A 25,961-nucleotide genomic window follows, 5' to 3' on the forward strand; every position below is an offset into this window, starting at 1 on the left:
ACCGGGTTTTTCAACTGCTGCTGTCACTCTTGGCCGTTTTTTGTGTCGGCGTGAACAGTGCCTGGGCTGCGGATTCAACCAGCTGCCACACCCTCACGGATCCCCAAGTAGCCGCTCTATTTGACCGCTGGAATGCGGCCCTGGCCACTGGGGATCCCGCCCAGGTCAGCGCCCTCTACCGCCCGGATGCGCTGCTGCTGCCCACCCTCTCGAACCAGGCACGCACCACGACGGCGGGAATCGAGGACTATTTCAAGGGTTTCCTGAGCAAACACCCCACCGGCCGCATTGATGAGCGGGTGATCCAAAGCGACTGCAACGTGGCCATCGACGCCGGCAACTACAGCTTTGAACTGGACGGTCAGGGCTGGGTTCGGGCCCGTTACACCTTTGTCTATGCCTACCAGGATGGAGCCTGGAGCATCGAGCACCACCACTCCTCGTTGCTTCCCTAGGCCGCGGCCTTGAGCATGTGCCGCAGTTCGCCCTTGGGGAATTCCGTCAGAGCGGAGGGCGAGGGGACCGGGGTGGACTTCAGCCGTGCTCCCTCTTGGTGCTCACGGATGGTGAGGCCATAAATCTCGAGGAAGAAATCGCGATCAGCCACCGAGCCCGTCAAACCACAAAGGCGGTAGAGCTCACGCAGAGGAGTCCAGGGCCGGTCCAGGACGAGGCTGTTGAGTTGATGCAGACGAAAACGTCTGAGGGCCTTGAGCGGTGGTTCACCGCAATGGCTATGGAAGAGGTTCTGCAGGGTGCGAACACTGACGTGAACATGGGACGCCAGATCCGGCATCCGCAGATCGCTGGCGTAATGCTCAGCGACATACAAGGCCAATGCGCGCATCACCGCCGCGTCGGCTGGATCCATCGCTCGCTGTTGAACAGAGCGCTCCAACCGAGGGGGAGTAAAAACTGCGAGAGGAAGTTAAGGGAGCCGGCTATCCCAAGAGGGCGAATGTCACGGAATCCAGCGCACCATGCAAAACCTGCATAACGCTCAGCGGGAACGGCCTCGAGCGGCGACGGTCCTCGGGGCCAACAGGCAGTGGGGTGCGCCGCGCCAGCGCCGCTGGCGGCGGCGCTGCAGCCAGGTCAACAGCAGCCGCAGGGCAATGAAGCCGTAGAGGCCAAGCAACACCAAGCTCGCGGCATCTTTGGAGCTCGCCATGACCAGGGTCAACGCGCAACCCCGTCATCCAAGCGGCGCCTGATCACCCGTCAATCGGCATTTGTGCCGAGGCTCAGGCGACCTTGACCCCCTTCCAGAACGCCACCCGTTCGCTGATTTCTGCGGCGGCGGGCTTGGGGGTCTCATAGCTCCAGGCGCAGTTGGCATTGACCTCACCATTGACCACCACATCCCAGTAGCGGGCGGTGCCCTTCCAACCGCAGCTGCTGGTGTGGCTGCTGTCGCGGAAGAACTCCTGCTTCAAAGCCGCCCGGGGGAAATAAGGGTTGCCCTCCACCACGACGATGTCGTCGCTCTCGGCGATGACGGTTCCGTTCCAGCTGGCTTGCATGCTTGAGGGGATGCCACTGCCGCCATGATCTCGCCTGAGCCAAGCAAGTCGGGGCCCCGCTGGTTTGTCAGCGGAGATCTGGATGGGTTTCTCGGCCTGAGCCTGGACAACCTGATCCAAATCCTGCTGATCCTGGGGCTCTGCCGCGGGGTGCTGGGTTACCCCGATGCCCTGGTCTTTGGAACCATCCTTCCTGCCACCGGCATCAGCCTGTTGATCGGCAATTGGGCCTACGCCCTGCAGGCCTACCGGCTGGCGCAACGGGAGGGACGCAGCGACCGGACGGCCCTGCCCTACGGCATCAACACCGTCAGCCTCTTCGCCTACATCTTTCTGGTGATGCTGCCGGTGAAACTCACCGCCCTGGGCCAGGGGCTGGATGAGGCCAGCGCCGTCCGCCTCTCCTGGCAGGCGGGCCTGGTGGCCTGCCTGGGCTCGGGCTTGATCGAGGCCTGCGGCGCCTTCTGCGCAGGCTGGCTGCGGCGTTGGCTGCCCCGGGCCGCCCTGCTCTCCACCCTGGCGGGGATTGCCTTGGGCTACATCGCCCTGGGCTTTTTGCTGCGCACCTATGCCCAACCGCTGGTGGGTCTGGCGGTGCTGGCGGTGATCCTGGCGACTTACTACGGCAAGGTCCGCTTCCCGATTCCAGGCGGCCTGCTGGCGGTGCTGGTGGGCAGCGCCCTGGCCTGGAGCAGTGGACTGATTGACGCCAACCCGGAGCGCTGGGCCCAGGAGGCCGCCCAGATCGGTTGGCGCTCGCCCCAGCTGCAGCTCGGGAGCCTCTGGGATGCCCGCGGCCAACTGCTGCCCTGGCTCGGGGTGATTGTTCCGATGGGGCTGTTCAACGTGCTCGGTTCACTGCAGAACATCGAGAGCGCGGAGGCCGCCGGCGATCGCTACCCCGTACGCAGCTCACTGTTGATCAATGGCCTGGGAACCATGGTCGCCGCTGGCCTGGGCTCCTGCTTTCCCACCACGATCTACATCGGCCATCCCGGCTGGAAGGGGATGGGGGCCCGCATTGGCTACTCCTGGCTGAACGGCCTGCTGATGGGCGCGGCCTGCCTCTTGGGGCTGTTTGGCGTGGTGGGCCAGATCGTGCCGATCGAAGCCGGGATGGCGATCGTGCTCTACATCGGCCTGGTGATCACGGCCCAGGCCTTTGAGGCCACACCCCGCGCCCATGCGCCAGCGGTCGCCCTGGGGCTGATGCCGGGCCTGGCGGGATGGGGGGCCCTGCTGATCAAGGCGGGGCTGCGGGCCGGTGGAGCCGGCAGTGCCGAGACCCCCTTTGGCCCTGGCTTGCTAGAGGGGCTGCAACAGGCCGATGTCTGGGCTGCGGGTGCCTTCGCCCTGGAGCAGGGCCAGATCATCACGGCCATGCTCCTAGCGGCGATGGTCGTCTACGCGATCGAGCAGCGCTTCAAGGCCGCCTGCCTGGCGGCCCTGGTGGCCGCCGCCTGCTCCTGGTTTGGCGTGATCCACGCCTGGCAATTCAGCGCCAGCGACACCACCCTGCAATTGGGCTGGGGCGTGGGCGCAGCCTGGGCCCAGGGTTATCTGGCAATGGCCGCGGTCTTCGCCGCCGCCAGCCTCAAGGGCCGCCTCACCAGAAACGGCTCATGATCTCCAGCCGCGCGACCCCCAGCGGTGCCGGCACCGGGTTGGGGCCAGCGGGCAGAGCCTGCACCGCAAAGACATAGGTGTCAGCCCAGGTGGGATTCAGCGGCGGGCGCAGGGCCAGGGTCACCTCCTGACCGGGTTGCGGCGGCTCCGGGAAGACCGCCCGCAGCGTGCGCGTGGCCTGATCAAAGGTGGCCTCCACTGGCACGGCAGCACCCTCCCGGCGGGGGCGACCGATGAAGGCATGGGCACGCTGGGGCGCCAAGGAGAAGTTGCGATCGACCCCGCGGATCTGGGTGATCACCAAGCCCCCCAGTCCGGCCCCGGCGTTCTCCGCCAGGGTGACGGTGAAGTAGTACTCCCCCTGGGCCTGGTTGACGTACCAGTAGTAGTTGGTGAAATCCACCTTCCAGGGTGGATTGGTGAAATAGGTCTGGCCCCGCAGCTCCAGGGCCGCCGCGGGCTCAGGCCGGATGCCGTCGGCCGCTGCACCAAGCAACAAACCAAGCGCCGTGCAGGCGGCGGCCGATGACGCTCTCCAGGCGGCCATAGCTGCATTGGTGTGGATGGTTGAACGCTAGCCAGCGTTTTTGAGAGCAGTTGATATCTTCAAAGCACTGCAGCGCACCTCGATGAACCGGGCTGAACTCGATGCCATCGAACTGATGCTGCGGGACCTCAACACCCGCCACGAAGAGATCCGCCACAGGGCGGCCTTCCGCGGCTGCACCCGCGAACTGGTCACCCTCCAGCAGGAACTGGTGCAGTACCTGATGGCCAAGAAGGCCCAGATCAGCGGCCGCTAATTCCGCCTAGGCCTCAACGAGAAAGGGAACGGGGTTCTGATCGCGGCGGTGCTGCACCGGCAGCGCTTCCGCTTGGGCGTTGCCATCGAGGGCGGCGGTGGTCTCCAGGGCGGCGCGCAGCAGGCGGCCGGCATGCAGGGACATGTCCCGCGGCACCGAGATCCGATCGCGCAGGTAACGCAGACCCGCGGCCGTGCCGGCGGGTGGAGTGATCGCGCCGTTGGCCGGCTTCAACAGCAGGGTCAGGGCCGCGCGCAGTGCCTGATCAAAAGCCGCTGAGGGGGCGGGATTGATCGCCAGCAAGCGCTCGCGGTGGCGCAGCACCCGGGCCACGGCCTCAAGGGCGGCCCCCTCGGGCGCCGGCTGGCGGGTCTCGATCACGGCCGGATCCTCCACGGGCCAGGGACCCTGGTCGATCAGCTCAGCGACGCGGCGTTGCTCGGCCGTGCCGCTGGCCAAGCAGCAACCCATCTGCGGCGGCAGGTCATGGGCATGGGTGTGGAAATCGCTCTGGGTACCCAGGTAGGTGCGGCGCTGCTCCAGCGCCGTGAACCAGCGGTCGATGGCCGGGTGCTGCTGGCGAATCCCGTAGCCCTTGTAGTAGGCGAGGGAGGCGTTCATCCGCTCGAGGTAGGGGATGAAGATCACATCGGCACTGCTGAAGCGCTCGAGGAAAAACGGACCAGGGGTGGCCTCCAGGGCCTCCTCCACCAGGGTCGCGATCCGGGCGAAGTGCTGTTCAGCCGGAGCGCTGTGCGCCCCTTGGCCCTCGCAGTAGCAGAGCCATTGGCACCAGGCGCGAAACAGGCGGCGCTCCAACTGCCGCAGGGGGAAGACATCGGGATCACTCAGGCCAGCCTCCAGCGGCCCAAAGGCATCCTCCAGGGCCTGAAGGATCACATCGCTCTCGGTGTAGAGACGCCCGTCGAGCTCCAGGGCCGGCAGCATTCCCGAGGGGACAACCTGCTTGTACCAGCGCTCCTTCTCGCCGTAGCAGAACATCGTCACCTTGCGGATCCGGTAGGGGATCCGCTTCTCCTCCAGCCAGAGCCAGACCTTCTGGCAATAGGGACACCAGGCGTGGTGATCGCGATAGAGGGTGACGCGCACCTCCGATTCCGGCCGGCCGAACAGCCTCAGCCGCGCCTGGGCGTTGGTGGGACCCTCCTGACGCAGCTGCAGCAGTTGCTCTTCGCTCTGCAGGGGCAGCAGCTCAGCCAGGTCCTCCCAGCTCAATGCTTGCGGGCCCGGGGAGCTGAACATCAACGGGAGGGCGGGACGGCCTTCTGTTTTAGGGAATCAAAGCGGCAGCGCGGGTGCCTCTAGGCAACACTTGGGGCAAGCAAGGGCGAGGGCATGAGCGACCACTTCGATCTGATCGTGATCGGCGCAGGCTCAGGCGGACTGGCCGCCGCCAAGCGCGCCGCCTCCTATGGCGCCCGCGTGGCCATCGTTGAAGGGGATCGGGTCGGCGGCACCTGCGTGATCCGCGGCTGCGTTCCCAAAAAGCTGATGGTCTACGGATCCGCCGTTCGCCACCAACTCAGCGATGCCGCCAGCTACGGCTGGAGCCTGGGCGAGGTGAGTCATGACAGCAGCGTCCTGCTGAGCAAGGTGCGCGCCGAGGTGGATCGCCTCAACCAACTGCACATTGGCTTCCTGGAGAAGGCTGGCGTTGAGCTGGTGCGCGGCTGGGGCCGTCTCGCCGACGATCGCAGCGTCAGCGTCCAGGACAGCAGCGGGAAGGAGACCCGGCGGCTGAGCGCCGAGCGAATCCTGATCGCCGTGGGGGGACGCCCCCATCGCCCGCAGATCCCGGGCGCCGAGCTGGGCTGGATCTCGGACGACCTGTTTGAACTCGAGCAGTTCCCCAAGCAGGTGGTCGTGGTCGGCGCCGGCTTCATCGCCTGTGAGTTCGCCTGCATCCTCAATGGCCTGGGGGTCCAGGTGACCCAACTGGTGCGCGGCGATCACCTGCTGCGGGGCTTCGATCGGGAGTGCGGCCAGGCCGTGCTGGAGGCGATGGAGGCCGAGGGCATCACGGTGCGCCTCGCCCACAGCCCCGCCGCCATCGAAGGCGAACCGGGGGCACTGACGGTGGTCACCCAAAGCGGCGAGCGCATCGCCTGCAACGGCGTGCTGCTGGCCACGGGCCGCCGCCCCTTCCTGGCGGGCCTCAACCTCGAAGGCGCTGGGGTGGCGATGGAAGGCCATCGAATTCCAGTCGACGCGGATCAGCGCACCAACGTGCCCCACATCTACGCCGTGGGAGACGTCACCGACCGGGTCAACCTCACCCCGGTCGCCATTGATGAGGGCCGGGCCCTGGCCGACAGCATCTGGGGGAACAAGCCGCGCCAGGTGGACCATGACCTGGTGGCGGCTGCGGTCTTCTCCCAGCCAGAGCTCTCCAGCGTTGGCCTCAGCGAAGAGGCCGCGGTCGAGCGCTACGGCAAGGACGGCATCAAGGTCCATCGGGCCCGCTTTCGTCCGATGAGCCAGGCCCTACCGGCCCGTGATCCCAAGGTGCTGCTCAAGCTGGTGCTCGAGGCCGGCAGCGGCAAGGTGCTGGGCTGCCACATGGTGGGCGAGCACGCGGCCGAGATCATTCAGATGGCGGCCATCGCCATCGGGATGGGAGCGACCAAGGCGGATTTCGATCGCACCATGGCGCTGCATCCGACGATCTCGGAGGAGTTCGTCACGCTGCCCAACTAAGGCCATGCGCACACTCTTGATCAGCGGCGCCAGCCGCGGCATCGGCAGGGCGATGGCCGAGCGGCTCCTCAGCGATGGCCATCGCCTGAGCCTGGGCCTGCGCAACCCAGGCGACCTCAAGGGCAGCCCCCTCGACCCCGAGCAGGCCGGCGCCGAGCGCGTGCTGCTGCATTCCTATGAGGCGGGCGAACCCACGAGCGCCGAGGCCTGGGTGCAGGCGACGCTGGAGCACTTCGGAGCGCTCGACAGCGTGATCCACTGCGCTGGGATCTTCTCGCGGGTGCCGCTGGTGTTTGAGAGCGGCCAGGAGCAGGAGATCCAGCGGCTGTTCGACGTCAACGTGATGGGGCCCTGGTGGCTGACCCGGGCCGCCTGGCCGCAGCTCCAAGCCCATGGCGCCGGGCGCGTCGTCGTGCTGGTCTCCATGAGCGGCAAACGCACCAAGGGCCGCCTGGCGGCCTACAGCACCAGCAAGTTCGCCTTGATGGGGCTCTGCCAGACCATGCGCAATGAGGGCTGGGAGAGCGGCATCCGCGTCACGGCGGTCTGCCCGAGTTGGGTCAACACCGACATGGCCGCCGCGGTGAAGGCCCTGCCCCCTGAGCAGATGACCCAGAGCGAAGACCTGGCCGCCCTCACCAGCCAGCTGCTGGAGCAACCCAACAGCTGCGTGCCCTTTGAGCTGGCGGTGAACTGCAACCTCGAGGCCTAGCGCTCGAACTTGTACTGACGGGTCAGCTGGAACACCGTGCCGCTCAGCAGCAGCAGGGAGATCAGGTTGGGGATCGCCATCAGGCCGTTGAGGATGTCGGCGACGGTCCAGATCAGATCAAAGCTGGCCACTGAGCCCAAGACCACCACGGCAACCCAGACCAGACGGAAGGGCTTGATGCCCTTCACACCCACCAGGAATTCGAGGCAACGCTCGCTGTAGTAGCCCCAGCCCAGGATGGTCGTGGCGGTGAAGAAGACCGTGCCGAAGGTCACCAGCCAGGCACCACCGGGCAGACCCCAGTCAAAGGCGGCCATGGTCAAGGCAACGCCCTGGGGAGCCGTTGCCCCTTCCATGGGCAGCCAGGCACCGCTGATGACGATCACCAGGGCGGTCATCGTGCAAACAATGATCGTGTCGATAAAGGTGCCGAGCATCGCGACGGAGCCCTGCAGCACCGGATCACCGGGCTTGGCCGCCGCCTGGGCGATCGGCGCGGTCCCCAGGCCTGCTTCGTTAGAGAACACGCCGCGGGCGATCCCCTTCTGGATCATCACGCCGATGGCACCACCGGCCACGGCCTGGGCCGAGAAGGCGTCTTGGATGATCAGCGCCAGGGCCGCGGGAATCTCACCCAGGTGAGCCAAGAGAATCGTCAGGGCGCCGCCGACGTAGACGATGGCCATGAACGGCACGACCGCCGAGGCCACCCGTCCAATCCGTTCGATGCCGCCGATGATCACAGCAAAGGTGATCGCAGCAAAGACCACACCGGTCACCAGAGGCGGGATCCCAAGACTCACGTTCAAGGCCTTGGCCAGCTCATGGGCCTGAACGCCATTGCCGATGCCAAAGCCGGCGAGGGTGCCAAAGAGCGCAAACAGAACGGCCAGCCAACCCCAGCCGCGGCCAAGGCCATTGCGGATCACGTACATCGGACCGCCAACGTGCTCGCCCAGCTCATCCACCTCGCGGTGATGCACCGCCAGCAGCGACTCGGCGTACTTGGTGGCCATGCCCACCAGGGCAATCAGCCACATCCAGAAGACCGCGCCCGGACCACCAACGCCAATGGCACCGGCGACACCGGCAACGTTTCCGGTGCCGATCGTCGCTGCCAGGGCTGTCATCAACGACTGGAAGGCCGTGACGTCACCTTCGCCGTCGGACTGACGAATCGAGGCCCAGGTCTGCCGCACGGCATAGCCGATCCGGCGGAGGGGCATGAAGCCAAGGCCCACCATCAGGTAGAGCCCCGTCAGGCCGATCAACCAGAGGGTGTAGGGCCCCCACACCACTGAGTTGATCTGATTGAGCAGATCCTGCATCCGATCCCGCCGGTCAAACCTGGCGGGATCGTGTCACATCTGCTGGCGTTCAGCTATTGGCGTTGAGGGCTTCGAAACGGAAGACCTGACGGCCGGCAGGGGTGTCACCGAAGGCCTCGGTTTCCACCACGCGCTCGCTCAGCACCCATGGGCCTTCACCGGCCAGCGGAACAAAGGTGTCGGTGAAACGACTCTTGCCGCCACGGGCCTCGCCGCTGGCGGGATCGGCGTACTGGCTGGTGTAGCTGTGGCTGAGGTAGCCGCTGCCGGTGTCGGTGGTGCTCTCGGTGAAGATCGTCACCACGGTGCCGTGGATGTGGCGGTGCACCATCGTCACCACGTCGTCCTTGATCCGGTAGCGGTCGCCGGCGTTCTTACCGCCGACGATCACCTCGGTCCCAACCGCATCGGTCTCGCCGGCGGTGAAGGTGTTCTCGCCGTGGGTCTGCTCGAAGCTGCGGCGCACGCGGTGGATGCAGACCTCCCAGAGCTGGGAGGCGATCGCCTTGTGGATCTCCTCGTTCTCGATGCCCTCCACCTGGGCCTTCAGGTCAGCGCCCACCTTGAAGCTGCCTTCGACGCGCTGGTCCTCCTGCTCCCAGATACAGCGGCCGCTGTAGCCGCCAAAGCCCGGGGCCCAGGTGTAGCGGTTCTCATAGGCCGCCCGGAAGGCAGCCGTGCAGTCGGAACCAGAGCTAACCGGGGCAGAGCTAGGGGCGACGGTCACGGATACGCATTCAGCAAGGAACCAGCGTAGGGGGATGAAGCGATCGGTGATTTCACGGACGACTTAGCTCAACGCAGCCCATAGCGTGGAAGTCATGGGAGCAGGAACCAATGCTTCTGCGGAACAGAACTAAGATGAACTGGTGATCCGCTCGTTTCGATGCGCAGACACCGAGCGACTAGCGCAGGGATGGCCGATCCCCCGCTTTCAGGCCTTCGAACGGGTGGCCCGGCGCAAGCTTCGCCAGCTGGACATTGCCTCGCGCCTGGAGGATCTGCGCATTCCCCCCGGCAATCGACTGGAAGCACTGCGCGGCGACCGAGCTGGAGAACACAGCATCCGGATCAACGACCAATTCCGCCTTTGCTTTGTTTGGTCAGATTCCGGCCCTGAAGCCGTTGAGATCGTTGATTACCACTGATGACTGCCACACATCGCCTAAGCCCCATTACCCCAGGTGAACTGCTCGTTGAGGAGTTTCTGGTTCCGCTTGGGGTCAGCCAGTACCGACTGTCGAAGGCCATCAAGGTGCCGGCATCCAGGATCAGCGAAATCGTCTCCGGTCAGCGATCGATCAGTGCTGATACAGACCTGCGACTCTGCCGCTTCCTGGGCCTCAGTCCCGGGTACTGGCTTCGTGCTCAAGCCGCCTACGACACAGAGATTGCCGGAGCGGAGCTCGCTGAGGAGATCGCCAAGATTCAGCCCTTGGTGAGCAGCTGAGTCCCTACCCGTGGATGTCCTGCAGGGCGCGCACCTGCATCTCCTGGGCCTGTAGAGCGGCGATGCCCTCAACTGCGGCACGGGCACCGGCCAGGGTGGTGACGGTCGTGACGGCGTAGTCGATGGCCGCGCGGCGCAGGTACTTGTCGTCGTGGGCGGCCTGACGACCGACCGGGGTGTTGATCACCAACTGGATCTCACCGGAGCGGATCGCATCCTCGATATTCGGGCGGCCCTCGTGCACCTTCAGGACGGTCTCAACCTTGAGGCCGGCCTCCGCCAGCGCACTGGCGGTGCCTTCGGTGGCCACCAAACGGAAGCCCATCTGATCAAGGCGCTGGGCGACGGGCAGCAGGGCTGACTTGTCGCGGTTATGGGTGGAGAGGAAGACCGTGCCGCTGGTGGGCAGGGCCTCACTGGCACCCAACTCCGCCTTGGCGTAGGCCAGGCCGAAGCTGGTGGCCGTGCCCATCACCTCACCGGTGCTGCGCATCTCCGGACCCAGGATCGAGTCGGCGCCGGGGAAGCGCTTGAAGGGCAGAACCGCCTCCTTGACCGCCTGCAGGGGCGGCTTGGGCTCGCTGGTCAGACCGATCTGATCGAGGGTCTTGCCCGACATGATCCGGCTGGCGATCTTCGCCAGGGGCGCACCGGTGGCCTTGGCCACGAAGGGCACGGTGCGGGAGGCCCGGGGGTTGGCCTCAATGATGTAGACGAGTCCGTCCTTGATGGCGAACTGCAGGTTGATCAGGCCGTTGACCTGAAGGGCCAGGGCCAGGGCTTCAGACCACTGGCGAATCGTGGCCAGGGCCTCCTGCTCCAGGCTGACTGAGGGCAGCGCGCAGGCCGAGTCACCGGAGTGCACGCCGGCCGGTTCGATGTGCTCCATCAGGCCGCCGATGACGACCTTGCCGGTGGCATCACAGAGGGCATCGACATCGACCTCGGTGGCGTTCTCGAGGTACTGGTCAATCAGCACCGGGTGATCCGGCTCGACATTCACCGCCTCGTTCATATAGCGGTTCAGCTCGTCCTCGCCGTAGACCACCTCCATCGCCCGGCCGCCCAGGACGTAACTGGGGCGCACCACCACGGGATAACCAACACGCTCGGCCACCACGCGGGCCTCCGCTTCGCTGCGGGCCAGGCCATTGCGGGGCTGACGGATGTCCAGGCGACGCAGGATCGCTTCGAACTGCTCGCGGTCTTCCGCCGTGTCGATCGATTCGGGCGAGGTGCCCCAGATGCGGGTACCCGTGGCCTGACCGGCGGGGGACTGCAGCCAGTTCAGCAGGGGAATCGCCAGCTTGAGGGGGGTCTGGCCGCCGAACTGAACAATCACCCCCTCAGGCTTCTCGGCCTCGATCACGTTGAGCACGTCCTCAAAGGTGAGGGGCTCGAAGTAGAGGCGATCGGAGGTGTCGTAGTCGGTGGAGACCGTCTCGGGGTTGGAGTTCACCATCACCGTTGCGAACCCCTCCTCCTGCAGCGCAAAGGAGGCGTGGACGCAGCAGTAGTCAAACTCGATGCCCTGGCCGATCCGGTTGGGACCGCCGCCCAGGATCATCACCTTGCGCCTGGACTCCGGCTGAACCTCGGACTCCGGAGCGATCAATTCCAGGCTGCCGTCGGCGAGCAGACGCTCCATCGGCCGCTCATAGGTTGCGTAGTGATAGGGCGTGCTGGAGGCGAACTCCGCGGCACAGGTGTCCACGGTTTTGAACACCGCATTGACGCCCAGGTTCTGGCGATGGGCGCGCACCTCCAGTTCCTTGCTGCCGGTGGCCCAGGCGATCTGACGATCGGAGAAGCCCAGCTGCTTGAGCTCCAGCAGGGCGGCGGCATCCAGGGCGGTCAGGTTCTGGCCCTTGAGCAGACGCTGCTCGCTCTCGATGATCCGGCGCAGCTTCGCCAGGAACCAAGGATCGATGGCTGAGATCCGATGGATGTCGGCATCGCTGTAGCCGTTCACCATCGCCGTGCGGACCGCAAAGATCCGATCGGGTGCAGGGGTGCGCAGTTCCCGGTCGAGGTCCGAGCGCTCGGGGCTGGGGTCCGGGCGATCGCAACCCCAGCCGGCGTGTCCGGTCTCCAGGGAACGCAGGGCCTTTTGGAAGGACTCCTCAAAATTGCGGCCGATGGCCATGGCCTCGCCCACCGACTTCATCGCGGTGGTCAGCACGGCGGGGCTGCCGCGGAACTTCTCGAAGGCAAAGCGGGGGACCTTCGTCACCACGTAATCAATCGTGGGCTCGAAGCAGGCCGGAGTCTTGCCTGTGATGTCGTTGATGATCTCGTCGAGGGTGTATCCGACGGCCAGACGCGCAGCGATCTTGGCGATCGGGAAACCCGTGGCTTTCGAGGCCAGGGCCGAACTCCGCGAGACGCGCGGATTCATCTCGATCACGATCACGTCGCCATTGGCGGGATTGATCGCGAACTGAATGTTGCTGCCGCCGGTGTCCACACCGATCTCGCGGATGATCGCGATCGACTGATCCCGCAGGCGCTGGTACTCGCGGTCCGTCAGGGTCTGGGCCGGGGCCACGGTGATCGAGTCACCGGTGTGCACTCCCATCGGATCGAGGTTTTCGATCGAGCAGACGATCACCACGTTGTCGGCGGTGTCGCGCATCACCTCCAGCTCGAATTCCTTCCAACCGAGCAGGGACTGCTCAATCAGGATCTGATTCACCGGGCTGGCGTCCAGGCCGCTCAGGCAGATCGCCCGGAACTCCTCGGGGTTGTAAGCGATGCCGCCGCCGCTGCCCCCCAGGGTGAAGGCCGGGCGAATGATCCGCGGATAGCTGCCGATCTGATCCCCGACAGCCTCGGCCTCCTCCAGGGTCGTCGCGATGCCGGAGGGGCAGACACCCACCCCAATGCGACCCATGGCCTGTTTGAACAGGTCCCGGTCTTCCGCCTTTTCAATCGCCTCGAGGTTGGCGCCGATCAGCTCCACCCCGTACTTCTCCAGGGTGCCGTCCTTGGAGAGGGCCACCGCCAGGTTCAGGGCGGTCTGTCCGCCCATGGTCGGCAGCAGGGCGTCCGGACGCTCCAGCTCGATCACCCGGCGCACCACATCAGGGGTGAGAGGTTCGATATAAGTGCGATCCGCCATGTCCGGATCGGTCATGATCGAGGCGGGGTTGCTGTTCACCAGCACCACCTCAAAACCCTCGGCCCGCAAGGCTTTACACGCCTGGGTTCCCGAGTAATCAAATTCGCAGGCTTGTCCGATCACAATCGGGCCTGACCCCAGCAGCAGGATGCGACGCAGATCCGTGCGACGGGGCATAGCAGGGGGCCGGCAGCCAAACCCATCCAGCCTCTCACGTGGCTGAAACCCCTTGCTGTTAAGCCAGACCCAGCCAACGATCCCGTCGTAGCTAGTGTTGTCTTCAACACGGCCGAAGCGTCCTCATGAGCGAACTCCAGCGCCTGAAGGGGCTGCTGCCTCCCGAGATGCAGAGCTGGGTGTTTGTGGAAGCAGCGGCCTCAGCAGACCCGCCGCTGATCACCATCGAGGAGATCGGCCGCGATGAGGTGGAGGTTCAGCTGGATCTCCAGAAGTGGGATGCCCTGGCGATCGACCACCGCAACCTGCTCTTCTGGCATGAGGTCGGCCGCATCCAGAACGACTCCGTCCCCCGGGACGGATGGGAGATGGCGGCCCTGGCCATCGGCCTGGGTGGCGCCATCGGTGAACTCTGGGTTCAGGACGGCCTGCTGCTGCTGATGGCCATGGGCCTATCCGGCTTTGCCGGCTACCGCCTCTATCTCAAGAACAACTCCGAGAAGCGTCTGCAGGACGCCATCGCCGCCGATGAGCGGGCGATTGATCTGGCCTGCCGCTTCGGCTACACCCTGCCCAATGCCTACAAGAGCCTCGGCGGGGCCCTCAAGGAGCTGGTGGAGCAGACCCGCAAGAAGAAAAAGCGCAGCTTCTACGAGGACCGCCTGGAGGCGCTGCGCAAGAGTGCAGGGAAAGCCCGGGCTGAGATGGCCCAGCAACAGGGCTCCCGACACTCCGTGAGCAGCGAGAACGTTTATGGCTGAGGCCCAAGCCGCCAAGCCCAGTCCCGACCCCAACCGACCCCGGCTCGACCTCGACGACAGCAAAGCCCTGGCGCTGCTGGCCGCCGATGCCTGTGACGACCGCAAAGCCACCGACATCGTTCTGATTCGGGTGGAGGAGATCTCCTCGATCGCCGACTGGTTCGTGATCGCCAGTGGCTTCACCGATGTCCAGGTGCGCGCCATGGGCCGCTCCGTTGAGGACAAGCTCGAGGAGCACACCGGCCGCCTGCCCCTGCGCAAGGAAGGGCAGAACGAGGGGCGCTGGGTGCTGCTGGATTACGGCGAGGTGATCGTGCACTGCCTCACCCCGGACGAGCGCAGCTACTACGACCTGGAGTCCTTCTGGGGCCACGGTGAGGTGGAGAGCTTCGTAGGCTCGGCCGAGGCTCCACCGGCCTGAGCCGGACACGCAATGGCTGCTAGCGATCCTTCGCCGGGGCTCAGCAACAGCACGCCCTGTCCGGTCCCGCCAGAGCAGCGCCCGCTGGAGCAATACAAGGAACTGCAGGACTCCCTGTTTTTTGCCTGGGCCCAGCAGAACATCGCCCAGCCCTTGATCCAGAGCTGGCTGATTGCGATGCCGCTGACGCTCTACCTGGCGACCGGCAGCTTTGCCCTACGCCACGACCCCGCAGCCCTCACCGCCGCCGGAGCCGCCGGCGCCTGCGTTGTGCCACTGCTGATGCTGACGCGCCAGTGGCTGGGCTGGAGAACCGTGCTGCGGCGCCTGACCTCCACCCAGGTGGAGTACGAAGAATCCGGTTGGTACGACGGGCAGGTCTGGGAAAAGCCTCTCGCCTGGAGACAGCAGGATCTGCTGGTGGCCACCCACGAAGTCAAGCCCGTCCTGCGCAAGATCCAACTCGCCCTGGCCGCGACCGGCGGACTGCTCTTGCTCTCGACGGGACTCTGTCAGGCTCTCTGACATGACCTTCTCCAGCAGCTTCGGTAGCCGTCCTGGGGTGCCCCCCCTGGAGGTGCGCCTCACCCGCAACGGGATCGGCGAATCGCTGCACCGCGTCCATGCCGTGGTCTGTGACCAACGCGGCCGGATCCTGATGCGCGCTGGTGATCCGCAGCAGCTGAGCTTCATCCGCTCCGCGCTCAAGCCCTTCCAGGCCCAGATCTTCGTCAGCAGTGGAGCGGCCGATCTGGGGCAACACGACGACCGCGCCCTCGCCATTGCCTGCGCCTCCCACGCCGGGGAGGCGGGCCAGGCCCGCGAGGCCTTCAAGATCCTCTGGAAGGCCGACCTCGAAAGCGAGCAGCTGCAGTGCCCCACCCCCGCCGGCAGGCAGAGCCCGCTGGAGCACAACTGCTCGGGCAAGCACGCCGCCTTTCTCGCCACCTGCCGCAAGATGCACTGGCCGCTGGAGACCTATCTCCAGATCGAGCACCCGCTGCAGCAGCAGGTCCTCAAGCGCGTCGCCGAACTGCTGGGGATGCCCGCCGCGGAACTGATCACGGCCCGCGATGACTGCGGCGCACCGACACTGCAACTGCAGCTGGCTCAGATGGCGCTGCTCTTTGCCCATCTCGGAGCCGGACAGAACCCCGAACTCGAGCGCCTCTGCCGCTCGATGCTCGCCCACCCCGACCTGGTGGCCGGCGAGGGGCGCTTTGACACCGCCGTGATGCGCAGCAGCCACGGCCAGGTGCTGAGCAAGGGGGGCGCCGAGGGGATCCAATGCCTCAGCCGAGTCGGCGAGGGGTTGGGATTGGCGATCAAGGTGGAGGACGGAGCCCGCCGCGCCAAGCAGGCCGTCGCCCTGCACCTGATGGAGCAGCTCGAGTGGCTCACGCCGATGACCCTCGAAGAACTCAGCACTCAGTTCCTGGTGCCCAACACCGCGGTCAAGCTCGAGGTCAGCGGCGAACTGCGCTTCGACAACGGCAACTAGAGGGCATCGCGCTCGAACTGGGCCGCCGCGGCCTCGGTGGCCTCAACGCTGAAGAGCGCCTGGGCGATCGCAGGGCTGATGGTGAAGGTGTTCAGGCCCTCGGCCGCCAGGCGCGGCAGATCTGACGCACTGCGCAGGCTGGCCACCAGCAGGCGCAGGGTCGAACCCAAGGCATCGATGCAGCGCTGCATCGCGATCAGCTCCCCATGGCCATCGCGGCCCAGGTCACTGATGCGCCCGAGGTAGGGGGCGATGTAGTCCACCCCCAGGGCTGCCGCCAGCAGCACCTGCTGGGGTTCGTAGCAGGCGGTGAAGGTGATCCGGCAGCCCTGCTGCTGCAGCTCCCGGGCAGCCTCCAGGCCAGGGCGGGTGATGGGCAGCTTCACCCAGATGCGATCGGGCGCGATCGCCGCCAGGGCAGCTCCGCAGCCCACCAGGTCCGCACCCCAGGCCTGCAGATGCAACTCCTGCACACCCATCGCCAGGGCCCGCTCGCTCAAGGCCCGGAGGTTCTCCAGGGTGCAGGACTGGCCCGCACGTTTCAGCAGCGTCGGGTTGGTCGTCACCCCGCCGAAGAGCCCCGTGGGCAGCCACTGCTCCCAGGCGCTGGGGTCGGCCGAGTCCAGCAGCAGATGCAGTGCCATAGGAGTCAGGGGCTGAGTCCATCCTGGCTCCATTGCCGGAGGGATCCGCTGTGCTGTAAGGTTTCTGGGTCGCCGCGGGGTAGAGCAGTCTGGTAGCTCGTCGGGCTCATAACCCGAAGGTCGGTGGTTCAAATCCGCCCCCCGCCACCAACTCCAAAAGCCCCGGCCTTCTCTGAAGTGCCGGGGCTTTTTTGATGGCTGAAACCCTGATGGCTGCTAGCAACCCTGACGCAATCGTCGTCGGCTCCGGGGCCACCGGCGGGGTGGCAGCCATGGCCCTCGCCCAGGCGGGCCTGCGGGTTCTGGTGCTGGAGGCTGGCCCGGAGCTCAGCGCCAAGCGGGCCTTTGGCAGCGAACCCCTCAACAGCCTCAAACGCCTGGCCAACATCAGCAGCGGCCGGCAGCGGATCGCCGCGAATCACCCGGGCTACTGGAAGGCCAACCCGGAGCTGTTCGTCGATGAGCAGCGCAACCCCTACTCCACCCCCGACGATCGCCCCTTCCTCTGGACCCGGGGGAGACAAGTGGGTGGCAAAAGCCTCACCTGGGGAGGCATCACCCTGCGGCTCTCCGACTACGAGCTCAAGGGGGCCAGCCGGGATGGCCATGGCCAGGACTGGCCGATCGCCCATGACGACCTGGCCCCCTGGTACAGCCAGCTCGAGACGCTGCTGGCCGTGAAGGGCCAGCGGGATGGCCTACCGCAGCTGCCCGATGGGGAGTTCCAGGAGCCAATGCCCCTGACCCCCGCCGAGGAGCACCTGGGCCGCTCGATTCGCCGGGACCTGGAGCTGCCCTTGATCCACTCCCGTGGCTTCGAGCTCAGCAAGAGCGCCCAGACCCCCTGGCCCCGTTCCTGCTCCCAGGGCGGAGCCCTGGCCATTGCCCTGGCCAGCGGCCGGGTGGAGCTGCGCAGCAACAGCGTGGTCAGCCACGTGCTGATCGACCGCGCCAGCGGCCGCGCCGAGGGCGTCGAGGCCATTGATCGCCAGAGCGGCGAGCACTTCTGCGCCAAGGCCCCCCTGGTGGTGCTCTGCGCCAGCACGATTGAGAGCCTCAGGCTGCTGCTGCACTCCCAGCAGCAGAGCGGCCTGGAGGACGTCAGCGGGAAGCTCGGGCAGGGGCTGATGGACCACATCTCCCGCAGCTGCTTCTTCTCGATCCCCGATCAACCGGCCGCGGGGAGCAGCGAACTCTCCGGTGCGGGCAGCTGCTTCATTCCCAACACCCTGGAATCACGGGACTTCAAACGGGGCTATGGCCTCTGGTGCGGCATCCAACGCTTTGATCCGCCCCAACTGCTGCAGCGCGAGCGCGGCAGCGCCGTGGGCTTCCTGATCGGCCATGGCGAGGTCCTCAGCCAAAGCCACAACCAGGTCAGCCTGCACCCCGAGCGCAGGGATGCCTGGGGGATTCCCATCGCCCATATCGACTGCCGCTGGGGCGAGAACGAGCAGGCCATGGTCAACCACATGGGCCAGCGGATGAAGGCGGTCGTGCACGCCGCCGGCGGCCAGATCAAACCGCTCGCCGACCTCTTTGTGATGCCCCTGATCGAGCCGCTTGTTCAAGGCAGCCTGGCCCTCTCGCCTGGGGCTGCCCCACCGGGCTACTACATCCATGAACTCGGGGGAGCGCCCATGGCGGAACGCGAGGAGCTGGGCGTTCTCAACCGCTGGAACCAGCTCTGGCGCACCCCCAACCTGCTGGTGACCGACGGCAGCTGCTGGCCCAGCGCCGGCTGGCAGAGCCCCACCCTCACAGAAATGGCCCTCACCTGGAGGGCCTGTGACCACGCTGCGGCCGCGATGAAGCGCGGGGAACTCTGAGGCGGGACTCAGGAGTCAGCTGCGCTGACGAACAGACCGTTGAGGTAGTGCTGGGTGACGGACTGATCGCTGCAGCCGTTCTGGAACAGGAAACCAGCCAGGGCTGAGGTGATCACCCGGTACTGATCCCAATCAGGTCGATTGCTCAAGAAGGACTTCATCCCATCAAAGAGGGCCTCCGGCACCTCGGCCTCAAGGCTGATTCGAGGCGCCCCCAGGGGCTGATCGCTCGCCGGCTCCGACTGCTCCAGGCAGCGGTTCAGATGCGCCCGCTCCGGGTCCTCACCAAACAAGGGGTGATCGGAAACCTCTCGCTCTTGCAGGCCTTCAACACCCTGGTGGTTCAAGCGGCTGGGCTCCAACAATTCACTCCTGCGACGCCAACCAGCAAGCCACAAAGCGACGGCCGCCGTCAAAGCGTGTTGCATCCACGACACCGTGGGAGAGACAGGCTGAGACAGCAGTCGCTGACTGGGGTCTTGAACTGATTCCCAGACCGCTCAGGGCGTCACCTAGCCAGGGTCACCCCCCTGTCAAGCGACCTGCGGACGAAAGCGCGCATTCCCCAGGAATGCCCTTACCGCGCGCAAGCAGGTCGCGCAAGTTGTGGAAAAGATCAATCCCCCCTGGGGAAAAGCTCAGCCCCCTGGGGAAAGCCGGAAAAGATAAGCAGGGCTTATGCGGACCAGTCTCGTGGGACGCGCCTGGATTCGAGACGGATGAGCGGGGTTATTCCGAGGGGTTTTCTTCCGATTTGGGACGCGGTTTGTAAAGGGTCTTCGGACCGAGGGGGTGCTCGGCGTGGGGATAGGGGGTGTGGGTATGCCCGTGATCGTGGCTGTGGTCATGGCTGTGACCGTGCTCGTGGGAATGGTCGTGGTCGTGATGGTGGTGGTGGCCCAGGGGAATCGGGATGCCATCGGGCTGACAGGCACCGGTGCACTCGAGCTCGCAGAGGGTGCAGCCCTCGATCAGGCCCTCGACGTGGTGGTGGTGGCTCTGCTGGGGAGCCCCGACCTCGGTCTCAAAGCCCAGGACCTGAGCCCGGTACTTGCAGAGCGAGCAGTTCATCTGGGTCTCGCCGCGCACGACCTCCTCAACCCGCTCCTTAAAGGTGTCGATCACCAGGGGGTGATCCCCTAAGTAGGAGGCTTCGACAAACTCCACCTCGGGATGGTCGGCGGCCACCAGCTGGGTGTGCTGGCGGATGCGACTGACCAGAACCCCAGAGAAGAGGAAATAGGGGAAGACGATCATCCGCTTGAAACCCAGGCGCACCACATGGCGCAGGCCGGGCTCCACCAGGGGGAAGGTCACACCGGAATAGACGGTCTCGCCCCAGCCGAAGCCAAACCCCTCGACGAGCATCCGCGTCACCTTGGAGACGTTGGAGTTGGCATCGGGGTCGGAGGAGCCCCGGCCCACCACCACCAGCAGGGTCTCGGCCAGGGGCACCTCGGCCTGGGCGTTCGCCCGATCGAGGGCTTCGCGGATCCGGGCGCCGGCGGCCTGGATCATCTTGAGGTCGACCCCCAGCTCGCGGCCGTAATCAATGCGCAGGCCGGTCTCAGCGGCGTAACTATTGAGAACCGAGGGGATGTCGTTTTTGGCGTGCCCCGCGGCAAAGAGCATCCCGGGTACCGCTAGAACCCGCTGGACCCCCTGGGAGCGCAGGCTGTCGAGGCCATCCCGCAGGATCGGGCGGGCAAATTCCAGATAGCCGTATTCGACCGGTACATCCGGCAGCTGGCGGCGCAGGCCCTGGGCCAACTGGGCGAATTCGGTGACGGCCTGTTTGTTGCGACTGCCGTGGCCGCAGATCATGACCCCGATCGGACCGCCGTCGACCGCCTGAAGATCCAGTTGCTGCGAGGGGTCTGTCATGGGAAGGCCTGCCTGCCTTGACCCTATCGGCCTAGGGTGACCCAAAGCCAAGCGTCAAAGCGTGCAGACGAGCGAGAACCACCGGTCCGGCGAGCTGAAGGAACTGGGCTGGAGCCCCGAAGACTGCCGTAAATACGAAGAGCTCTGGGAATACCGCCACCGCTGGGGCGCGATCAACCTGGAGCGCGAGGACCGGATCTTCCTGCGCAAGGCTGAGGCCGCCCTGCCCAAGATCGTCACCGGCAAGGCCGAGAAGAAAAAGCTCCAGGACAAGTCCTATTACCGCTGGCTCGCCTTCTACCGCGATGCCATGGCCAGCAGCGACAGCGCCGCTGGCCTGGGTGAGAGCGAAGTGGCCGCCTGGCCGATCCTGCTGCAGGAGGAACTGCGGGCGATCGACTACTACCAGCCCGTGCTGGGTCTGCCCGACACCCTCAAGGCCAAGGGACTAATCGCCGTGCGCGAGCAGCTCGCCAGCAAGGCGGCCGCCGCCGGCCGAGTCGCCCAGTTCGGTTTCGTCGATGTGCTCGAGGAACTCAAGCGCAACGAGAAGACCAGCTGGAAACCCCTACGCGGGGATGGCAACAGCGAGACCAGCTATCCGGTCCTGCCGGCCGATGCCGCTGAGGCCTTCCGCCAGGAAGCCCGCACCACCTTGACCGCAGCGATCCGCGAGCTCTTCCCTTCCCTGAAGGACAGCGACAAGGAACCCCCGGCTGCCGACTGGCAGCCCTGAGCGGGCGCCCCACGCTCCAGACAGCAAAAAGCCCCCGGTGCAGTGCACCGGGGGCTTTCGTTTGCCGATGTCTTCGGCGATCAGCCGAGGCCGATCTGGGTCAGGATGCCCTGGCCGGTCAGCAGTTCGGTGCCCAGGCCGATCACGAAGCCCATCATGGCCAGGCGGCCATTCCAGGTCTCAGCGAAAGCGACGAAGCCGAAACGGGTGTTGGAGTCAGCCATTGGAAGGCGTCGTTACGAAACGTGTAGGAACTGTAAAGCCTTGTGAAGCGACCTGGGGGTATTGGGGGGCGACGGTTTCCCGTGCTTTTCAAGCGGCACTCCCTGGCCTCAGGACTTGTCCTTGCGTAGCTCAATGCCCTCGACCCAGTGGCGGTAGACCGTCCGGCGGGTGCCATCCATCTCCTGGAAGCGCAGCCAGGCATTCCAGACCCCCGCCAAGGCGGCGCTCTTCCACGGCAACTGCCGGGCCGCCGGAAGACTTTTCAGCGGCTGGGGCACCAACAAGGTGAGGTTGGGCTGGAGCACGTTCCAGGACGCCCCCTGCTGCGCCGTGACCAAAACCGCATCCAGCCGGCCCTCCTGCAGCGCCTTCAGCAATGCATCGGTCCCCTGGGAGCTGATGAATTTGGCCTGGGGTAACCAGCCGGCAACGAGGCGCAGCAGGAACGGGGCTTCAAACCCCAGGCCCACCCGCAGGCCTTGGACCTCCACCAGATCACTCCACTGGCGCTTGCTGCTCAGGGCTGAGCCCTTGATCAGCAGGGCAACGCCGTAGGTCAGGTGCGCATCGGTGAAGCGAGTGCGGGCCGCCTGCATCGGCGCCATGACGTCACTGGAGAGCTTGAGGTCGCAGTAGCCCCGCTCCAGGGCCTGCAGCCCATCAGGGCGGGGGTCGTTCTCGTTGCCGATCCGGTCGATCAGGACGTAACTGGCCTTGAGGCCCATCTGCTTGGCAAAGAGCATTCCCATCTCCACATCGGCTCCCACCAGCTCGCCATCCGCATTGCGATAGGCCATCGGATAGTCCTGCTCATGGACGCAGTAGCGAATCGCCCGGGCCCGGCGAATCGCCTGCCAATCCCCCGGCTGATCCACGGGCGACCAGCCCTGCACCACAGGGGCGCGGCCCTTGGCCAGGGCAAAGTCCTGGTGCATCAACTGGTCGCGGGCGCTGTTGACCGGCTTGGGCAGCAGCTGGAAGCCCACACGGCTCAAGAGAACAAATCCCGGAAAGACCGCCAGGGCGGTCGCCGCTGGCACCAGGCGCGTGAAGCGCTTGGGGAACCCCTCAAGCGACACCCAGGTGCCGATGATCACCAGGGCGATGACGCTCATGCAGGCCAGCAGGGTGCCCAGACGCGCCACCGCCAGTTGATCAATGGCGATGTAGAGCTGCACCAGATCGCTCGGCAGGCCCATGCGATCCAGCAGAAAGGTCATCGCCAAAATCCCCTCAAGGAAGGCACTGGCCAGACCCGTCAGCAGGAAGCCCGGCATCTCCTGCAGGCTGATGGAGTTGCCCGTCAGCCAACCGGCAAAGGGCACAAAGGCGAGGGAGAGCAGGCGCCCCATGTCCGGAAAGACCAGGGCCAGCGGCGCCAGCACCTCAACGGGGAGGTCCACCTGATCCTTGAGCTCCTGCTCGCTCACCCCTGGAGCCAGGTGCGCCCCACGGGCCTCGTAGAGGAGCTTTTTGGAGAGCTCCACCAAGATCGGCAGCACCACGAGCATGTTCGCGGTGGCAAAGGCGATGGTCAGTGGCGTGCGGAAGCTGCGCAGCAACTGGCGCACCGGAATCGGCGTCACCCCGGCAATCACCAGGGGCAAAAACAAGCCGGCCAGCAGCAGCGCGATCCCGCCCTGCAGCACGACATAGACCGCCAGTCGCGGCAGCTGGGAGCTCTCGATCGAGGCGCTGGCTGTCGCCAGGATCGCGAACACCCCAAGCGGGGTGAAACGGGCCACAAAAGCGGAGATGCCGAGTAGGGCCTCGGCGATCCGGTCAAAGACGTCGATCAACGGTTGCCGTTTGGGAACGGCGATCAGGGCAATGCCAAGCGCTAGGGAGAACAGCACCACCGCCGGGATCTGGGTCTCCGCGAAGGCCGCAAAGGGGTTCACCGGAATGAAGAGCTCGGTGAGGTCCAGGGGCTTGGGGGCCTGCAGCAGGCTCGGCTTGAAGAACGAGGCGTCATGCCAGCTGGGGAAGCCCAAGGGCACCAGCAACACCGCCAGCAGCACCACCAGCCAAAAGCCGATCAGCACCAGGGCCGAGCGGCCCAGCAAGCGGCTGGCCTGAGCGAACTGCAGGCGCCCCACCCCGGCGATCAAGGACACGCTCAAAAAGGGCAGGACCGGCATCTGAAAGAGCCGAATGAAGCCATCCCCAAGGCCACTCAACGGCGCCAGGGCCGAGGCGGGCAGCAGCCGGCCCACCAGGATCCCGGCCACCAGGCCCTCCAGGATCTGAATGGCCAGGTTCTGGCGCAGAAACAGCCGCGCCGGAGCAAGCCAGGTGGCCCCTCGATCGATCCTCACCACACCCAAGTCCTGCCCTGCCTGCAGGATGCGCAGAGGCCGCGAGATCGCCAACCGCAGCCTCGCAACTGTTTAAAGAGCTGGTCTCTGGCTAGTTGGTGGATGTGGAACAGTCACCAACTAGGGAACGGCGAACGTCCTTCGTCGTGTTGCTGCTCGGTGCGGGCACGCTGATCGGCTTGCACGCCACGAACCTCCTGCCCTGGCTGCTGGAGGGAAGCGTCCTTCCACTGCTGCTGGGTCTAGCTGGGCTTGGAGGGGTCATCCTGCTGCTCGCCCTGCGGGTGGTCCATTACGCCGATGCCCTGGCGATTCGGCTGGGGGAACCGTTTGGAACGCTGATCCTGACCGGTTCAGCCGTGGTGGTGGAACTCGCCCTGATTGCCAGCACCATGGGCAGCGGAGAGGCCAACCCAACCCTGGCCCGCGATTCGATGTTCGCGGTGCTGATGATCGCCCTGACTGGAATCAAGGGCATCAGCGTCTTTGAGGCCGCTCGAGAACAGGAGAAAACGCTGCGGGAGCCCCTGCAAGACAGTGATCTGGCGGCCATGAACATCGGCGGGAGCATCACCTACGTGAACCTGATTACGACCATCAGTGTTCTGGCGCTCATCGTTCCGAACTTCACCACCCAAACCACAGAAGCCAACTTCAACGGCCCCGGAAATGTGGTTCTGATTGGTGCGGCTCTTGGGCTCTTCAGCGTCTTTATCGCCTTTCAAACCGGTAGCTACCGCGGGCTGTTCACCGAAAGCCGCGAGCAACGCCAATGGCTCGGGGCAGCGGATGGCGGCCATGAGGGCATCCCAGAGGTTGCCCCGGCGGTGGCTTGGCTCGCTGCTGGGCTGTTGATTCTCGTGATCAACGCGGAGTCCATGGGCGAGCTGATTGAGGCCAGCCTGAATGGACTCGGGTTGCGCAGCGCCATTGGCGGCACGCTGGTTGGCCTCTTGGTGCTGGCCCCTGAAGCACTCAACGCCCTCAGAGCCGCCTCAAGGGGACAAGTGCAGCGCTCCCTCAACACCCTCTATGGCTCGGTGCTCTCCACGCTCTGCCTGACCGTGCCTGCGGTCCTACTGATTGGGGAACTCACCGGAACCAAGGTGATCCTTGGACTTGATCCCCTCGAGATGGTCCTGCTGGGACTGACGCTGCTCTTGATCAGGCCAACCCTTGGCAAGTTCACCCAACTGGATGGCCTGATGCTTCTGGTGGTCTTCGTGTTCTGGATCGCGCTGCAGGTGATCTAAGGAGCCGGCTTGGACTGACTGCCCAGGGCTAAACCAGCCAGCACGCTCAGACCATGGTTGACCGCGGCATCAATCCGGCCATTGGGACGTCTGCAGGGCTCCAGGGGAACCGAGCGATGCAGTTGCACCCAGGTCAGGGCGGTGCAATTGAGCAGATCAAAGGCCAGAGCGAAGCCCTGGAAGCTCAAGATCCCAGCAGAGATCCAGACGACTAAACGGCGTGAGTCCATCGGTGTTCCGTGACTGAACACCGGAGGGTTCCGGGGCCCTGCTGATTCAGGTACTTCGGCTCATCGCTCCTGGCCACCGAGTTGAGCCATGACTGTTGTGTGCCTTGGCAAGCACAGGGAGAACAAAGCCGGACTGGTGACCGGCTTTTTTCATTGCGCCTCCCCGGAGAGTGGCAGTCAGAGCTCCGCACACAGGCGACTTGCCTCCGGCTGCTCGGGCGGGATAGTTCTGTTGTGTGAGGAGTGAGGAACTCCAATCCGGAGTCGAAACGAGGACAGACGCCCGGATCGTTCCTGACCCCTAGCCCTGCCTTCGGCGGGGCTTTTTTCTTGCCTACGGCTCGGCATAGACGCCCCAGGCGGGGCGCGTCTTGAGCCAACCCTGGGCCATCAAGCCTTCCCAGAGGACCCGGGCATCGGCGCGACGCAGGTGATAGCGCTCCTTGAGGAGCGGCAGGTGGTCAGGCATGGCCTTACCCGTGTCCACAAACACCCAGGTCTCACGGCCCCAGGTGCGCTGATCCTTGTGAAAGCGAACCTGCCAACCGGCCCTGGGATCCCGCAGCCAAGCCTCCTCCATCAATCCACCACAAGCAGAGTACAGGTGTACTACAGCAGGATGGGTTTTGCAAGGGACCAGGCGCAGGGATCAGCGGCTCACCATTCGCCCACAGGTCGCCTGATCGGCTTGGGCATCAGGC

Annotated in this window: 29 protein-coding genes and 1 tRNA gene; 15 read left to right on the forward strand and 15 right to left on the reverse strand. The window is 65.5% G+C overall.

What is annotated here, in order from left to right; genetic code table 11:
* Positions 1-29 precede the first annotated feature (29 nt).
* Complete coding sequence (locus tag LY254_RS03325) at positions 30-455, forward strand: SgcJ/EcaC family oxidoreductase (protein WP_247478909.1); 426 nt, start codon at positions 30-32, stop codon at positions 453-455.
* Here LY254_RS03325 and LY254_RS03330 read toward each other — a convergent pair.
* The 3 genes from LY254_RS03330 to LY254_RS03340 form a co-directional block, all read right to left on the reverse strand.
* Entirely contained in the window at positions 452-871 is a 420-nt protein-coding gene (locus LY254_RS03330) for a helix-turn-helix domain-containing protein (RefSeq protein WP_247478910.1), read from the reverse strand. The two genes, LY254_RS03325 and LY254_RS03330, sit on opposite strands and share 4 nt — an antisense overlap.
* Positions 872-1,000: 129 nt before the next feature.
* Positions 1,001-1,171 (reverse strand): hypothetical protein, encoded by a 171-nt coding sequence (locus LY254_RS03335; RefSeq protein ID WP_247478911.1) that lies wholly within the window; start codon positions 1,169-1,171, stop codon positions 1,001-1,003.
* 73 nt (positions 1,172-1,244) lie between these two features.
* The gene (locus LY254_RS03340) at positions 1,245-1,523 is read right to left on the reverse strand and encodes a DUF427 domain-containing protein (RefSeq protein WP_247478913.1); all 279 of its coding nucleotides are present in this window, start codon (positions 1,521-1,523) and stop codon (positions 1,245-1,247) included.
* A 24-nt stretch (positions 1,524-1,547) separates the two neighbouring features.
* Between LY254_RS03340 and LY254_RS03345 the strand changes: the two genes are divergently transcribed.
* On the forward strand, positions 1,548-3,149 hold the full coding sequence (locus LY254_RS03345) for an NCS2 family permease (protein ID WP_247478914.1): 1,602 nt from the start codon (positions 1,548-1,550) through the stop codon (positions 3,147-3,149).
* On the opposite strand, the gene LY254_RS03350 is transcribed toward LY254_RS03345, so the two are convergent.
* Positions 3,130-3,696 (reverse strand): DUF2808 domain-containing protein, encoded by a 567-nt coding sequence (locus tag LY254_RS03350; protein WP_247478916.1) that lies wholly within the window; start codon positions 3,694-3,696, stop codon positions 3,130-3,132. The genes LY254_RS03345 and LY254_RS03350 overlap by 20 nt on opposite strands.
* Before the next feature lie 82 nt (positions 3,697-3,778).
* Here LY254_RS03350 and LY254_RS03355 point away from each other — a divergent pair, with 82 nt between their 5' ends.
* Positions 3,779-3,952, forward strand: coding sequence for a hypothetical protein (locus tag LY254_RS03355; protein WP_010317739.1), 174 nt, complete (start codon positions 3,779-3,781; stop codon positions 3,950-3,952).
* A 6-nt stretch (positions 3,953-3,958) separates the two neighbouring features.
* Here LY254_RS03355 and LY254_RS03360 read toward each other — a convergent pair whose 3' ends face one another.
* A complete protein-coding gene (locus LY254_RS03360; protein ID WP_029626378.1) occupies positions 3,959-5,215 on the reverse strand; it encodes a glutathione S-transferase family protein in 1,257 nt (418 codons plus the stop codon).
* Positions 5,216-5,308: 93 nt separating this feature from the next.
* Between LY254_RS03360 and gorA the strand changes: the two genes are divergently transcribed.
* On the forward strand, positions 5,309-6,670 hold the full coding sequence (gene gorA / locus LY254_RS03365; RefSeq protein ID WP_247478917.1) for a glutathione-disulfide reductase: 1,362 nt from the start codon (positions 5,309-5,311) through the stop codon (positions 6,668-6,670).
* A gap of 4 nt (positions 6,671-6,674) precedes the next feature.
* Positions 6,675-7,382: an SDR family NAD(P)-dependent oxidoreductase gene (locus LY254_RS03370; protein ID WP_247478918.1), complete on the forward strand. Its 708-nt coding sequence runs from the start codon at positions 6,675-6,677 to the stop codon at positions 7,380-7,382.
* Here the strand turns inward: LY254_RS03370 and LY254_RS03375 are convergent.
* Positions 7,379-8,710 (reverse strand): sodium:alanine symporter family protein, encoded by a 1,332-nt coding sequence (locus tag LY254_RS03375; protein ID WP_247478920.1) that lies wholly within the window; start codon positions 8,708-8,710, stop codon positions 7,379-7,381. The genes LY254_RS03370 and LY254_RS03375 overlap by 4 nt on opposite strands.
* Positions 8,711-8,759: 49 nt before the next feature.
* Positions 8,760-9,437: a DUF3386 domain-containing protein gene (locus LY254_RS03380; protein WP_247478921.1), complete on the reverse strand. Its 678-nt coding sequence runs from the start codon at positions 9,435-9,437 to the stop codon at positions 8,760-8,762.
* A gap of 142 nt (positions 9,438-9,579) precedes the next feature.
* Between LY254_RS03380 and LY254_RS03385 the strand changes: the two genes are divergently transcribed.
* Both LY254_RS03385 and LY254_RS03390 read left to right on the forward strand, forming a co-directional pair.
* Positions 9,580-9,858 (forward strand): type II toxin-antitoxin system RelE/ParE family toxin, encoded by a 279-nt coding sequence (locus LY254_RS03385; protein ID WP_305852547.1) that lies wholly within the window; start codon positions 9,580-9,582, stop codon positions 9,856-9,858.
* Entirely contained in the window at positions 9,858-10,160 is a 303-nt protein-coding gene (locus tag LY254_RS03390; RefSeq protein ID WP_010317730.1) for a HigA family addiction module antitoxin, read from the forward strand. Before LY254_RS03385 ends, LY254_RS03390 begins: the two co-directional genes overlap by 1 nt.
* A gap of 4 nt (positions 10,161-10,164) precedes the next feature.
* Here LY254_RS03390 and carB read toward each other — a convergent pair whose 3' ends face one another.
* Positions 10,165-13,458 (reverse strand): carbamoyl-phosphate synthase large subunit, encoded by a 3,294-nt coding sequence (gene carB / locus LY254_RS03395; protein WP_247478922.1) that lies wholly within the window; start codon positions 13,456-13,458, stop codon positions 10,165-10,167.
* Between the two features lie 125 nt (positions 13,459-13,583).
* Here carB and LY254_RS03400 point away from each other — a divergent pair, with 125 nt between their 5' ends.
* The 4 genes from LY254_RS03400 to LY254_RS03415 are packed head-to-tail and all read left to right on the forward strand — an operon-like array spanning position 13,584 to position 16,141.
* On the forward strand, positions 13,584-14,219 hold the full coding sequence (locus LY254_RS03400; RefSeq protein ID WP_010317727.1) for a DUF3318 domain-containing protein: 636 nt from the start codon (positions 13,584-13,586) through the stop codon (positions 14,217-14,219).
* Positions 14,212-14,640 carry a ribosome silencing factor gene (gene rsfS / locus LY254_RS03405; protein WP_247478923.1) on the forward strand — a complete coding sequence of 143 codons (429 nt, stop codon included), beginning with the start codon at positions 14,212-14,214 and terminating at the stop codon, positions 14,638-14,640. The genes LY254_RS03400 and rsfS overlap by 8 nt, the downstream gene beginning before the upstream one ends.
* A gap of 12 nt (positions 14,641-14,652) precedes the next feature.
* Complete coding sequence (locus tag LY254_RS03410) at positions 14,653-15,165, forward strand: CGLD27 family protein (RefSeq protein ID WP_247478925.1); 513 nt, start codon at positions 14,653-14,655, stop codon at positions 15,163-15,165.
* Position 15,166: 1 nt separating this feature from the next.
* Positions 15,167-16,141, forward strand: coding sequence for an asparaginase (locus LY254_RS03415; RefSeq protein ID WP_247478927.1), 975 nt, complete (start codon positions 15,167-15,169; stop codon positions 16,139-16,141).
* Here LY254_RS03415 and LY254_RS03420 read toward each other — a convergent pair.
* Positions 16,138-16,785: a transaldolase family protein gene (locus LY254_RS03420; protein ID WP_247478929.1), complete on the reverse strand. Its 648-nt coding sequence runs from the start codon at positions 16,783-16,785 to the stop codon at positions 16,138-16,140. The genes LY254_RS03415 and LY254_RS03420 overlap by 4 nt on opposite strands.
* 73 nt (positions 16,786-16,858) lie before the next feature.
* On the opposite strand from LY254_RS03420, the gene LY254_RS03425 reads away from it, so the two are divergent.
* A tRNA-Met gene (locus LY254_RS03425) sits at positions 16,859-16,935 on the forward strand.
* A 59-nt stretch (positions 16,936-16,994) separates the two neighbouring features.
* Positions 16,995-18,614: a GMC oxidoreductase gene (locus tag LY254_RS03430; protein WP_247478930.1), complete on the forward strand. Its 1,620-nt coding sequence runs from the start codon at positions 16,995-16,997 to the stop codon at positions 18,612-18,614.
* Positions 18,615-18,622: 8 nt separating this feature from the next.
* On the opposite strand, the gene LY254_RS03435 is transcribed toward LY254_RS03430, so the two are convergent.
* Both LY254_RS03435 and LY254_RS03440 read right to left on the reverse strand, forming a co-directional pair.
* Positions 18,623-18,976 (reverse strand): DUF2811 domain-containing protein, encoded by a 354-nt coding sequence (locus tag LY254_RS03435; RefSeq protein ID WP_363155435.1) that lies wholly within the window; start codon positions 18,974-18,976, stop codon positions 18,623-18,625.
* Between the two features lie 367 nt (positions 18,977-19,343).
* Positions 19,344-20,498, reverse strand: a complete 1,155-nt coding sequence (locus LY254_RS03440; RefSeq protein WP_247478932.1) for a sirohydrochlorin chelatase — start codon at positions 20,496-20,498, stop codon at positions 19,344-19,346.
* 61 nt (positions 20,499-20,559) lie between these two features.
* Between LY254_RS03440 and LY254_RS03445 the strand changes: the two genes are divergently transcribed.
* The gene (locus LY254_RS03445) at positions 20,560-21,234 is read left to right on the forward strand and encodes a hypothetical protein (RefSeq protein WP_247478933.1); all 675 of its coding nucleotides are present in this window, start codon (positions 20,560-20,562) and stop codon (positions 21,232-21,234) included.
* An 80-nt stretch (positions 21,235-21,314) separates the two neighbouring features.
* Here the strand turns inward: LY254_RS03445 and LY254_RS03450 are convergent, their stop codons facing one another.
* Complete coding sequence (locus LY254_RS03450; RefSeq protein WP_010317717.1) at positions 21,315-21,458, reverse strand: chlorophyll a/b-binding protein; 144 nt, start codon at positions 21,456-21,458, stop codon at positions 21,315-21,317.
* A 108-nt stretch (positions 21,459-21,566) separates the two neighbouring features.
* Positions 21,567-23,831 carry a cation:dicarboxylate symporter family transporter gene (locus tag LY254_RS03455; RefSeq protein ID WP_247478934.1) on the reverse strand — a complete coding sequence of 755 codons (2,265 nt, stop codon included), beginning with the start codon at positions 23,829-23,831 and terminating at the stop codon, positions 21,567-21,569.
* Positions 23,832-23,923: 92 nt separating this feature from the next.
* Here LY254_RS03455 and LY254_RS03460 point away from each other — a divergent pair, with 92 nt between their 5' ends.
* Positions 23,924-25,030: a calcium:proton antiporter gene (locus LY254_RS03460; RefSeq protein ID WP_247478935.1), complete on the forward strand. Its 1,107-nt coding sequence runs from the start codon at positions 23,924-23,926 to the stop codon at positions 25,028-25,030.
* Here LY254_RS03460 and LY254_RS03465 read toward each other — a convergent pair.
* Positions 25,027-25,260, reverse strand: a complete 234-nt coding sequence (locus LY254_RS03465) for a hypothetical protein (RefSeq protein ID WP_247478936.1) — start codon at positions 25,258-25,260, stop codon at positions 25,027-25,029. The two genes, LY254_RS03460 and LY254_RS03465, sit on opposite strands and share 4 nt — an antisense overlap.
* 334 nt (positions 25,261-25,594) lie before the next feature.
* Positions 25,595-25,840 carry a DUF1651 domain-containing protein gene (locus LY254_RS03470; protein ID WP_247478937.1) on the reverse strand — a complete coding sequence of 82 codons (246 nt, stop codon included), beginning with the start codon at positions 25,838-25,840 and terminating at the stop codon, positions 25,595-25,597.
* Between the last annotated feature and the right edge of the window lie 121 nt (positions 25,841-25,961).

The sequence above is a fragment of the Synechococcus sp. NB0720_010 genome, assembly GCF_023078835.1.
GTDB lineage: Bacteria > Cyanobacteriota > Cyanobacteriia > PCC-6307 > Cyanobiaceae > Vulcanococcus.